Source organism: Promineifilum sp. (SeqCode), assembly GCF_041918635.1.
Taxonomy (GTDB): domain Bacteria; phylum Chloroflexota; class Anaerolineae; order Promineifilales; family Promineifilaceae; genus Promineifilum.
This window is the reverse complement of sequence record NZ_JAYRVJ010000140.1, coordinates 1-11,725: the sequence shown is the minus strand read 5'-3', so window position 1 is coordinate 11,725 and position 11,725 is coordinate 1. Positions and strand designations below refer to the sequence as shown.

The window sequence follows — 11,725 nt, the reverse complement described above, 5'->3', positions numbered from 1 at the left end:
GAAGACGTTGAGTTGGGCCACGTCGCGCCACGTCGTCAGGTACGGGTTGCGGCCGTTGGCATAGATCATGGCGCCGGCGCGGAAGAAGCGGTGGGGCGAGTCGGCCAGGTCTTCGGCCGTGCCGTGGATGAAGTACTCCGGGTGGTCGGTGACCCACGGGTGGTCGAGGGCAATGTGGTTGGGCACAAAGTCGAGGACGACGCCGACGCCCCGCGCGGCCAGTTCGGCCCGGGCGGCCGCCAATCCCTCCGGCCCGCCAATGGACGCAGCGACCACGTAGCGCCGTACCGCGTAGGGCGAGCCGGCGATGTCATCGACCGTCACGTCGGGCAGGACTTCGGCCATCGTCTCGCGTTGGATGCCATTCTCCAGGACAATGGCGCGCGCGGCGGGGCTGCGCTCCCACACACCCATGAACCAGATGGCGTTGAAGCGGAAGCCGGCCAGATCGTCCCATACCTCGGCCGGCACGTCGCCCAGCGTGACCGGACGTCCATAGCGGCGGCTCAACTCGCGCAGCCAGAGTAGGGTATTGATCTCATAGATAACCGGGCGAGGCGGCAAGACGACGCCTGTCGGCCCCGTCGGCTGGCTATCGCTCTGGTTGGGCGGCATGGCAGCTCTCCTGGTGAGATGATGGTATTCTGCCCCACGCGGGCGGAACGCGCAACTACCGCCTACGGCGTCACGCGAAAACGCTGCATGAGCGTGTCCAGAGCGAAGCCGAAGCCGCCGAGGAGGCTCAGGATCGCCAACAGACCTAGGACAATGGTGAGATAGAAGGCCAACGGTAGAAGGAGCGTGCGCCAGCCGCGCAGCTGATGGGCGGCGGCCGCGCCCAGCCAGACGGCAAACGCGCCCAGTACGTTGGCAGCGATGAGCGCCGGCGTCTCCAGGATGGGGATCAGCCGTAGCAGGTGGATCAGCGCGATCGCTTGCGTGAAGCCCAGGACGCGAAAGGTTTGGGCAAACGTTGCCCGACCGCGCAGGATGTGTCCCGCTGCCTGCAAGATAGCTACCCCCAGCAACCAAACCCCATAGCGCCCCAGGAAAAACAGCGTGAAACCCGCTACGCTGGTGTGGGCGCTATCAAAGGAATAGCTGATGAGCAGGCCGACTAAACTGATGAGCAACGCCGGGCCGGTCATGGTTCTATCGGCGGCGATGACGCGGTAAGCGGCGCGGTCGAGAGTGGCCGCGCGGAGCGCCAGCCTCAGCCAGTCGCCGACCCTCCTCAACCCGGCCAACAAGTTAGCCAAAGACCAATCGTCGGCGGGCGCTTCCACCTCAACCGGCGGCGGCGCGGGCAAATCGCGCCGCGCGTTGAGCAGGGCGAAGAGATCTGTGGCGCAGCGCGTTGGCGGCACAACCATGTCGGCCGGGTGAAGCAGGAAGCTATCCGTCTGCTCCCCGCCCAGCCCGCCGTGGTTGCCGATCAACTCCTCCATGGCCGCTACCGTGCCGTCGGGGTAGAGGGTGCTGATGGCGATCAGGTCGCCGGCGCTGGGGAAGTCGGCCACGCGCCGCAACTGCCAGGCGCGCACGTCCACATCGCCGTAGGCCGCCAGCGGGTCGTCACCGGCGATCTCGCCGCTGTGGAGGTTGCGCGCGCCGTCCTTGCCGAAGACGATGGGCACGCCGTCGTCGTCGGTTGCCACCACCAGGCCGACCCCCTCGTGCCCGATGACCGCATCGACCAGATCGGGGAAAGCCGCATTCAGTTCGCTTACGGTCGCGCGCCGGGGGAAGGCGTGAAAGTATATCTGTGCCAAGTTGCCGCTGCCGCAGAAAGTGACGTCGGCTGCGGCTTCCGGCGCGGCCTCGCCGTCCCGGTCGACGACGGCCCTTTCGGCGGCGCGTTTCATGCGCCTCGTCGCCGCCTTGCCAACCATGCCGCCCATGTTCTCCCCCTCAATGTTGCCCAGTTCGGCGGCCATGGCGATGACCGACAGTGAACCGTCGTCGCCGCCGGCCGTTTCGTGGACAACTGTGCCGGTGGGCATCCGCTCCTGGATGAACTGCTTCAGCGTGTAACCGTAGCGCATCAGGAACGTCGCGCCGAACGACTGGCCGTGGTCGGACAGCAGCAGGAACTCGTAGGGGCGCGGCGCTTTGGTCTCAATGGTTTCCAGCAGCGCGCCAATGAACCGGTCATAGCCGCGCAACGTGCCGAAAGCGTGCTTCGACCACGGGCCGGAGTGGTGGGCGACCTCGTCGTAGCCGGGCCAGGTGGCGTAGATGGCCGGCTCGCCGCGGACGATCTGCATCATGGTCAGGAAGCCCGACACCTCGCGCATGAACACAGTCGTGACCGCGCGCACGAAGGGGTAGGCGCCGTGCAGGCGATTGAGGCGCGGCTGGACGCCGCCGGCCACGTCGCGCAGGTATTGCCACACCTCCAGCAGCGCCTCGCCGATGAACGTGCCGATGACGCGCATGAAGAAATTGGGGTTCAGCAGCAGGGTGTACACGTCGCGGGCGCGGGCGCGCTTCTGGTCGGCCGTGCCGCCGCGCAGATCGGACGCGGTTAGCAGCGACAGCATGGCGTCGCCGTTGACCATGTTGTTGACGCTGGCCCCGCCGCGCAGCAGCCCGTTGCCGTTGGCGTAGCGGCCGTTGATCTCCGCCGCGTCCTTGCTGGACACGTAGAGCTTGCCCTGCGCTTTGTCATACCAGCGGAAGGCGGGAATATCGTGGTTGTCGCCGAAGAGGATGCCCGACTGGCAGGCCGAGGTCTGTGAGGGCAGGCCGCAATCCGTCCGCGACAGGACGTAGCCGCGCTCGTCGATCAACTTCTGGACGTGGGGCATGTAGCCCTGGGCCAGCGCCCGGCGCAGATGGTGGTAGCTGAGGCCGTCGATCTCCAGCAAGACCAGGCCGCGGGTCGGATTGGGCGGCAACTCCTGGCGCTGGCGGCCCAGCCGGCGCTGGATGACACCCTCGTAGAAATCGCCCTCACTATCGACGTTTAGCACACTCATCACAACCGAGGTCATGAGCGATAGCAGCACGCCGCCGATGATGGCCGCCAGCCAGCTGTTGACTTCCAGGGCTGGATTGAGCAGGAAGGCGGTCAGCCGCAGCGTGATGGCGTTCACGAAGAAGCCGACGATGAACAGGGCGATGAAGCCCAGGGGCATGGCCAGCAACAGGATCGCCGGCCGGATGAGCAAGTTCGCCAGACCCAGGACGAAGGCCGCCCCCGCGGCCACTTCCAGCGGCAACAGGTCGCCAACCCGATTGAGATTCAGGCCGGGCAGCAGCCAACTGGTCAGCAGCAGCGCCAGCGCGCTGACCACCCAGACGACGAAAAAGCGGACGATGAAGCCGAAAACTCCTCGTAAGGCGGCCATGTTTCCTCCGATGTAACCAGGCGGCTTCGCCTCGCTGTAACAAAGCACTCTCGTGATCGGTATTTTACCAGAGAAAAGCGCCGGTCGTCTATCCGCAAAGACCTGACAGGTGGGCGGCCACAGGCGCTTTAGCAGAAACGAAACCTGTGGCCGCCCACCTGTCAGGTCTTCACTACGCTTGCGTGCCGAAACGCCCCAACCCAGATACACTCCCCCATGGCGCGTCCCCACCGACACCGCCGCACACACTGACCTACTGACCCACTGACCACTGCTTACTGCCCCATGTCTCCCATCACCCCCCTTTCTTTTCTGTCCGGCTTTGCCCTGAGCATCGTTATCGCCGCGCTGGCCTACCGGCGCGGCTCACTGTCCCGGTCGGGCGCGGTCGGCGCGCTCATCGTCGGCACGCTCATCTTCGGTCTGGGCGGCTGGGTGTGGGGCGTGGCGCTGGCCGTCTTCTTCATCAGTTCCAGCGCCCTGTCGCACTTCAAGGAGCGCGAGAAGGCGGCCGTGGCCGAGAAGTTCGAGAAGGGCCATCGCCGCGACATCGGCCAGGTCTTCGCCAACGGCGGGCTGGCCGCGCTCATCGCCGCGCTCAGCGCCATCGTGCCGGAGCGCGTTGCTCCGGCCGAACTGTGGTTCTTCCTGTTCATCGGCGTCATGGCGACGGTGACGGCCGACACGTGGGCCACCGAATTGGGCACGCTGAGCAAGGCCGCGCCCCGGCTCATCACCAACGGCCGCGTCGTCGAGGTGGGCACATCGGGCGGCGTGTCGCTCCTGGGCACGGGCGTGTCGCTGGCCGGCGGGCTGCTCATCGGGCTGACGGTGGGGCTGCTGGCGGCCGTGTCCGGGCAGATGGTGTGGAGCGCGGCGCTGCCCGTGGCCCTGATCGGCGCGCTCAGCGGCACAGTCGGTTCGCTACTGGATAGCCTGATGGGCGCGACGGTGCAGCAGATCTACTACTGCGACACTTGCCAGAAGGAGACGGAGCGCAAAGTCCACCGTTGCGGCACGACCACGCGGCGGCTGCGGGGGCTGGCCTGGTTCAACAACGACCTGGTCAATCTCTTGTCGTCGCTGGGGGGCGGGCTGGTGACGCTGCCGCTGGCGTGCTTGCTATTTTAGGGAAAAGGGAATCCACAGATTTCGCGGATTACGCAGATTTATAGACGCTCGTTGTAGCGCGGGTTGGCAGCCCGCCTCTTCCGTCGCCAGACGCGGGATACCATCCCGCGCTACAAGCAGGTAGTCAATTATTCGTAGCGAATCGTGTATTTTGAACCAGCGTTCTTAACACAAAGTCCACAGTTCATAACGATTTCCGCCCCTCTTGCCGCCAATCTTCCCGTCAAGTGAAGTTCTCGCCGACCGCCTGCGTTTATAATGCAGAATGAGGTCAGTAATGTTGGAACCCGACCAGCTTCTGCGGCAGACCGGCGCCGACAGCCAACTTTTGGCGGCTTCGCTGCTGGATCATCACTTTGCCGCGATTCGCCGGCTGGCGCTCTCCATCCTGCATGACGAAGACGAGGCTGATGACGTGGCCCAGGAAACCTTTATCACCGCCCTACGCCGGATTGACCGCTACACGTCGGGCACGAACATGAAGGCGTGGCTCTCGGCCATCACCGTCAACCTCAGCCGCGACAAGTTGCGCCGCCACAAGGCTCGCCAGCGGTGGCACGAACTGTGGGGCGGCGCGCAGCGGTCGGCTGCGAGCCGGTCGCGCAGCCTGGAAAACCGCCAGGTATACAAGGAGGCCAATTCGACCCTGTGGCGGGCCGTCAACGAGCTGGATGAGAAGCACCGCCTGCCCGTCATCCTGCGCTACGCCAACGGCTACTCCGTGCGCGAGGTCGCCGACGCCCTGAGCATACCGGAAGGCACGGTTCACTCCCGGCTGCACCACGCCCACAAGCGGCTGGCGCAAACGCTGACCGCGACGGACACCGAAGCTCTGGTGAAGGAGCTACTCAATGACTAACCTGTCGCACGAGCAAGCCCGCCGCTGGATTCAGGACTCGCATCTGGCGGAAGAGGATCGGCTGGCGCTGCGCCAACACCTCGTCAGTTGTGACGAATGCCGCGCCTACGCCGCCCTGCACGTTCACATGCTGCGGAACCTGCCGCTCGAAGCGGCGCGCAGCCGGCCGACGGCCGAACAGCGGCGCGCCATACTGGCCGCGGCTGGCCGGCCATCGCCCCTGCGCTACATCTGGCGGCCACTCGTCTCGACGGCCGGGATGGCGGCGCTGCTGCTGTTCATCGCCGGGCTGTGGTTGACCATGCGTCCGGAGCAGGGGACGCGCCCGGTCGTGCCCGACGCGCTGGCGACGCGGTTGGCCCCCTTCATGACCCTGCCAACGCGCGCGCCGACGCCCGACCCGCGCGGACGGTACGTCATCGCTGCCGTGCCCGCGCCGTCGCTGGCCGGCAACGCCATCGGCGAGCCGCTGGAGCAGCAGGTAGTCGTCTATCTGCCGCCGTCCTATGACAACGGCGACCGGCGCTACCCGGTTGTGTATGCCCTGATATCGGGCTTCCTGAGCAGCGGCGGCAATCGGTATGAGCAGTTGGGCGCGTATGCCCGGTCGGCCATGAACCTGGCGCGGCAAGGTAGCCTGGAACAAGAGGTGATCGTGGTCGTGCTCGATCCGATTAACAGCCTGAATATGCTGAATCACTTCGTTCAGTCGCCGGTGACCGGTGACTGGGAAAGCTACCTGACCGACGACCTGGTCGCCTACGTGGACGGCCACTACCGCACACTACCGTCGGCCGAATCGCGCGGCCTCCTGGGCGAGGATTACCATGGATTGCCGGCGCTCCTGGCCGCCGTGAATCATCCCGACGTGTTCAGCGCCGTCTATCTCCGGCAGCCGTTCGTGCTCAACCCGGGGAGGCTGGAACAAAGTGTGATGATGACGCCGATAGCGCGTTCGGCCGTGATTAACCTGTTAGATGAGATAGCGAAGCTGCCGCCTCAAGCGGGGCTGGCTCTGATGCGAGATCGTCTGGGAGACGTGAGTATGCCCGGCGGCGCGCACGCAGCGATTAGTTATGGAATGGCTTACGCGGCAAAGTCCGAGGGCACGGCGCCTTACTTCGAGTATCCCTACCAAGACGCCGACGGACAGCCAGACCCGGACATCTGGCGCCGATGGGAAAGCGGCCTGAGTGACCTCCCAGAGAAGTTGCAACCGCACCTGGAGACGCTGCGCAACCTGGAGATCGCTGTTTCTTCTGTGGAGGGTCCGGCGGCGCACATGAGCGCTTCCAGTAACGACCCGGCCTACTTATCAGAGCAATTGACAACTGTTGACGTTCCGCACGCCTTCAACGTGCTAGACAAGCAGTCTCTTGAAGAATTCGGCGAGGACATCCTCCCGTTCTTCTCAGAGGTTCTCGCCTCTGAGCCATAACGTGTCGAACCCTGGCGCGGCCTGACCGCCGCGAACCGGCAACCGAATCACTCGCTGTCACGGAATGATGCGCACATTCCGAACGGTATCGGCTTGCCACTCGCCGGACAGTCGAGCCGGGTGAGATGGGTAGCTACCAACCATTCGTCTATCAAGTGTGATGTGGATGTGTAAGTGCATGTCAGTGGAGGTTACAGTGAACAAGAAGGTTTCTCTCGTGCTATTGGTCTTGCTGATCTTCGCGGCGACCGCGTCCTTCGTCGGCGCGGCCCCCGCCGCCGATACCCGGCCGCTCGCCGTCACCATCGGCTATGAGAGCGCGCTCAATTCGGGCGACACGGATGGGCTGGCGGCCCTGTTCGCCGACGGCGGCGTGCTCATCGACGGCATTGGCGGCGATCCCGTCGCCGGGCGCGCGGCCATCCGCGACGCGCTGGCCGCCCAGTTGGGGCCGAACCGCTCCTTTGACGTGGTCTGGGCCAACATGTCCGGCAATCAGGTCACGCTGATCGTGGACATCGCCGACCGCGGTGTGGTCTGGGGCCGGCAGACGCTGCGGATGACGGTGGAGGATGGGTTGATCCGGTCGCTGGAACCCATTGCCTTCCGTATCCTGTTCTAGTCCGAACGCTCGTGCTTGGGCGGCAGGTGCGACGCGCTTCCCGAAGTGCGTCGCGCCTGGCGTCAACTTGCTGGTTGACGCTGGTTTGACGCTCCGTTGACGCCCTTTCATTAATTTGTAGGAGTTAGAGGACAAAACCAACTTTCCCGTGGAGTAAAAAATGAAAGGTAACAAGCGATTCACCTGGATTCTGATTTGTGTTTTCCTGCTGGTGTTCGGCATCGCATTGACCGGCTGTGGCGCGGACGTGCCCGCGGCCGCAGTCGCCCAGCAGGCGACGCAGCCCTCGGCCCAGGAGGCCGCCGCGCCCGCCGCGGAGCCGACCGACGCCCCGGCGGCCGAGTCACCCACCGCCGCGCCGACACAGCTCCCAGAGCCAACCGCGGAAGCGACAGCCGAGCCGGAGCCTGTTGCCCAGATTGGGCCGGAGGCGGGCGCGTGGCAGACGTGGGTCATCGAGTCGGGCAGTCAGTTCCGCCTCGACGCCCCGCCGGACGAGACGGCGACCGCGGCGGAGATCGAAGAGCTGGCGGCGATGGCCGCGGAGCGGGACGACGCCGCGCTGGGCCAGATCGCCTACTGGAACGCCGGCCCGCCGGCCTACCGCTGGAACCAGATCGCCCTGGCCGCCATCAACAAGCGGGCCATGCCCGCGCCGATGGCGCTGCGCGACCTGGCCCTGCTCCACGCCGCCATCTACGACGCGACGGTGGCCGCGTGGGACAGCAAGTACACCTATAACCGGCCGCGCCCAGCCGCGGTCGAGCCAACGCTGGAGACGGCCATTCCCAGCCCGGCCGGCCCGTCGTACCCGTCAGAGTACGCCGTCACCGCCGGGGCGGCCGCGGCCGTGCTGGCCTGGCTCTTCCCGGACGACGCGGCGGCCTTCGAGGCGCAGGCCGAGGAAGCGGCGCGGTCGCGGCTGCTGGCCGGCGTCGAGTATCCCAGCGACGTGGCGGCCGGCCTGGAGTTGGGCCGGCAGGTGGCGGCGCTGGTCATCGAGCGGGGCATGGCCGATGGCTCCGACGCCCCCTGGACGGGCAGCGTGCCGACCGAAGCGGGGCACTGGACGGGCGAAAACCCGGCGCTGCCCGCCGCCGCCACGTGGCAGACGTGGGTGCTGGCGTCGCCCGACCAGTTCCGGCCCGCGCCGCCGCCGGCTTACGACTCGGAACAGCTGGCGGCCGAGATGGACGAGTTGCGCGCCTTCGAGCGGACGCCGGTCACCAACGCCAAGGCCGCGTTCTGGGAGTTCGCCGCGGGCGGGCGTTACCTGCACTGGTACTGGAACGACGTGGCCGACCGGCTGGTGCTGGAGGCGGGGCTGAACGACAACGCCCCCCGCGCCGCGCGGGCCTACGCTTTGACCAACATCGCCGGCTACGATGCCATGGTCGCCTGCTGGGACGCCAAGTACGAATACTGGGCCATCCGGCCGTCGCAGTTCGACCCGACGTTCCAAACGGTGTTCACCACACCCGGCCATCCGAGCTACCCGTCGGCCCACTCCTGCATGTCGTCGGCCATGGCCGGAACGCTGGCCCATCTGTTCCCCACCGCCGCCCCGATGGTCACAGCGCTGGCAAATGAGGCGGGCGAGTCGCGCATCTGGGCCGGCATCCACTTCCGCAGCGACGTGGACGCGGGCCTGGCGCTGGGCGAGGACGTGGCCGAAGCGGTGGTCGCCCACGCGGCGGCCGACGGCGCGGAGTAGGCAAGCGGGCCGGACGGCCGGCTCCCTCTGAACTGATTACGCCATTTGGGGTCGCATCATCCCGGAAGCCTGGCGCTTCCGGGATGACGCTTTAGCGGGTGAGATCGGCCTGAGCCGCGGAAACAGGCGCGGTGGCTCTCAAGCGGAAGCGTGCGGGCCGACCCAGCGGTAGAAGTCGATGACCAGCTCCTCCGGCCCGGCGATAAGGGCCGACTCGGTGCCCCAATCGGTGCGCGTCGGCTCCATGAGCACCTCCACGCCCAGACTTCGCGCCCGTTCCAGCAACTCGCGCACATCGTCCACCTGGAAGTGCAGAATGACGCCGGAGACGGGCCGCACGGGGACGAGCGCCGCCGGGCTGAGCATGATGGTTACGTCGCCGGAGTCGAGTTCGGCGAAGTTGTCGTCGCTGACGCGCACTTCCAGGCCGACGACCGCTTCAAAGAAGGCCACGGCGGCCGGCACGTCGCGGACGATGAGGTCGAGGTTGTCGAATTTGGGCATGGCCGGCGAGTATAGCCGTTGTGCCGGTGCGACGCACTGTCTGAAGTGCATTGCAGCTATTCGGGCAGCGTCACCGTAAAAGCGCTGCCCCGCCCGCGCCCGGCGCTCTCCACCGCCACGCCGCCGCCGTGGGCCTCGACGACCGCCTTGACGATAGCCAGCCCCAGCCCCGCGCCGCCTGCCTCCCGGTCGCGGGCCTCGCCGGCCCGGAAGAAGCGATCGAAGACCTGCGGCAAATGCTCGGCGGCGATGCCCTCGCCGTCGTCGCGGACGATGATCTCGGCCGCCGCGCCGCGCCGGGTGACAGTCACGAGGATGTGGCCGCCGGCCGGGGTGTGGCGCACGGCGTTCCACAGCAAGTTCTGGAGCGTCTGCCGGATGCGCGCGACGTCCACGACGACTGTGGGTGAGGGGCCGAGCAGTTCCACGCGCAGTTCGATTTGTTTGGCCGCGGCCAGGGGGCGAAAGACCCCGGCCGCCTCCTTCACCAGCGCGCCTAGATCGGCCGGCTGGCGGTCCAGCGGCAGTTGGCGCGCTTCGGCCAGGGCCAGCTCATGCAGATCGTTCACCAGGCGGGCCAGGTGATCGGTCTGGTCGAGCAGGCGCGACATCTCCTCCTGGTTGAGCGGGTAGACGCCGTCGAGGATGGCCTGCAAGTTGCCGCGCAGGACGTGCAGCGGATTGCGCAGTTCGTGGGCCACGTCGGCCAGCAGTTGCCGGCGCAGCGACTCCGCCTGTTCCAGCTCGCCGGCCATCTGGTTGAACGTTTCGGCCACGGCGCGCACCTCCGCGCTGCCCCGCGGGCGCACGCGATAGCTCAGGTCGCGCCCGGCGATGGCCCGCGCGCCCTCGGCCAGGTCTTGCAGCGGGGCCAGCAGCATGCGGCTTAGCACAATGCCCCCCACCGTGCCGACGACCGCGGCCAGCAGCAGGGTGCGGCTCAAGAAGAGGCGCATCCCCTCCTCAATACGCATCTGAAGCTCGGCCTGGAAGTCGGGCGGCAGCGCTTGCAGCAGCGCCTCCAACTCCCCCGTCAACTCCGGCGACGGCCGGAAGCGAATGCCGACGGCAAACGTCAGGAAGACGACGATCAGCACGATGCCGCTAATGACCAGCGCGAACCGCACCCACAGCCGGTTCATACCACCCCCTCCGCCAACCGATACCCCACCCCATACACCGTCTGAATGTAGACCGGGTTGGCCGGGTCGGCCTCGATCTTCTGGCGCAGGTTGCGGATGTGGCTGTCCAGGGTGCGCTCGACCCCCTCGAAATCCACGCCCAGGCCACGACGCATGAGTTCCCCGCGCGTCAGGACATAGCCGGCTTGCTCCATGAGCACGTGCAGCAGGTTGAACTCCGTCGGCGTCAACTCCACCGGCCGGCCGCCGACGTGCACCTCACGCCGCCGCACGTCCAACTCCAGCTCGCCGGCGCGCAGGGTTGGGGCCGCGCCGCCGCCCTGCGGGCGCAGCCGCGCCCGCACCCGCGCCACCACTTCGCGCGGGTTGTAGGGCTTGGTCACGTAGTCGTCCGCGCCCAGTTCCAGGCCAACGATCTTGTCGGTGTCGTCCACCCGCGCCGTCAGCATGATGATGGGGATGTGGGCCAGCGCCGGATCGCCGCGCACCAGCCGGGTGATGTCCCAGCCGTCGCGGCCGGGCAGCATCAAGTCGAGCAGGAGCAAATCGGGGCGCTCGCGGCGGATCATGTGGATAGCCGTCTCGCCGTCGTGGGCGGCCAGCACCTCGAAGCCCGCCTGCTCCAGATAGGCCCGAATCAGCCGCACGACCTCGCGGTCATCGTCAACGACGAGGATTTGACGCATGGTTGCCTTATTATGGGGAAAGAGCTCACGCAAAGCACGCAAAGAAGCAAAGGACGCAAAGAAGAGAACAGTTCTTTTTGCGCTCTTTGCTTCTTTGCGTGCTTTGCGTGAGCTTCTTCTTACTCGTACCGAAGTGCCTCAATCGGCCGCAGCCCCGCCGCCCGCCAGGCGGGATAGATGCCGAAGACGAGGCCGACGGCGGTGGCGAAGCCCGTCGCCAGCAGCACCGTGCCCGCGTCGACGGCGGCGTTCAGGTCGATGGCGCGGCCGGCTACG

The 11,725-nt window shown here is 66.7% G+C and carries 9 protein-coding genes and 1 pseudogene; 5 read left to right on the top strand and 5 right to left on the bottom strand.

The window, feature by feature from the left end; all coding sequences use genetic code 11:
* Both ACE3UY_RS04675 and ACE3UY_RS04670 read right to left on the bottom strand, forming a co-directional pair.
* Positions 1–615 (bottom strand): annotated as a pseudogene (locus ACE3UY_RS04675) (alpha-amylase); the annotation flags it as partial.
* 62 nt (positions 616–677) lie between these two features.
* Positions 678–3,353 (bottom strand): phage holin family protein, encoded by a 2,676-nt coding sequence (locus tag ACE3UY_RS04670; RefSeq protein ID WP_374686391.1) that lies wholly within the window; start codon positions 3,351–3,353, stop codon positions 678–680.
* A 285-nt stretch (positions 3,354–3,638) separates the two neighbouring features.
* Between ACE3UY_RS04670 and ACE3UY_RS04665 the strand changes: the two genes are divergently transcribed.
* From ACE3UY_RS04665 to ACE3UY_RS04645, 5 genes are all read left to right on the top strand, one after another.
* The gene (locus ACE3UY_RS04665; RefSeq protein WP_374686390.1) at positions 3,639–4,484 is read left to right on the top strand and encodes a DUF92 domain-containing protein; all 846 of its coding nucleotides are present in this window, start codon (positions 3,639–3,641) and stop codon (positions 4,482–4,484) included.
* Between the two features lie 277 nt (positions 4,485–4,761).
* Complete coding sequence (locus ACE3UY_RS04660; protein ID WP_374686389.1) at positions 4,762–5,343, top strand: RNA polymerase sigma factor; 582 nt, start codon at positions 4,762–4,764, stop codon at positions 5,341–5,343.
* Positions 5,336–6,781, top strand: a complete 1,446-nt coding sequence (locus ACE3UY_RS04655) for an alpha/beta hydrolase-fold protein (protein ID WP_374686388.1) — start codon at positions 5,336–5,338, stop codon at positions 6,779–6,781. Before ACE3UY_RS04660 ends, ACE3UY_RS04655 begins: the two co-directional genes overlap by 8 nt.
* A gap of 196 nt (positions 6,782–6,977) precedes the next feature.
* On the top strand, positions 6,978–7,403 hold the full coding sequence (locus ACE3UY_RS04650; protein ID WP_374686387.1) for a nuclear transport factor 2 family protein: 426 nt from the start codon (positions 6,978–6,980) through the stop codon (positions 7,401–7,403).
* Between the two features lie 160 nt (positions 7,404–7,563).
* Positions 7,564–9,117, top strand: coding sequence for a phosphatase PAP2 family protein (locus tag ACE3UY_RS04645; protein WP_374686386.1), 1,554 nt, complete (start codon positions 7,564–7,566; stop codon positions 9,115–9,117).
* Between the two features lie 138 nt (positions 9,118–9,255).
* On the opposite strand, the gene ACE3UY_RS04640 is transcribed toward ACE3UY_RS04645, so the two are convergent.
* The 3 genes from ACE3UY_RS04640 to ACE3UY_RS04630 are packed head-to-tail and all read right to left on the bottom strand — an operon-like array spanning position 9,256 to position 11,449.
* Positions 9,256–9,672: a VOC family protein gene (locus ACE3UY_RS04640; RefSeq protein WP_374686385.1), complete on the bottom strand. Its 417-nt coding sequence runs from the start codon at positions 9,670–9,672 to the stop codon at positions 9,256–9,258.
* Between the two features lie 5 nt (positions 9,673–9,677).
* Positions 9,678–10,763, bottom strand: a complete 1,086-nt coding sequence (locus ACE3UY_RS04635; RefSeq protein ID WP_374686384.1) for a sensor histidine kinase — start codon at positions 10,761–10,763, stop codon at positions 9,678–9,680.
* Positions 10,760–11,449 (bottom strand): response regulator transcription factor, encoded by a 690-nt coding sequence (locus ACE3UY_RS04630; protein WP_374686383.1) that lies wholly within the window; start codon positions 11,447–11,449, stop codon positions 10,760–10,762. The genes ACE3UY_RS04635 and ACE3UY_RS04630 overlap by 4 nt, the downstream gene beginning before the upstream one ends.
* Between the last annotated feature and the right edge of the window lie 276 nt (positions 11,450–11,725).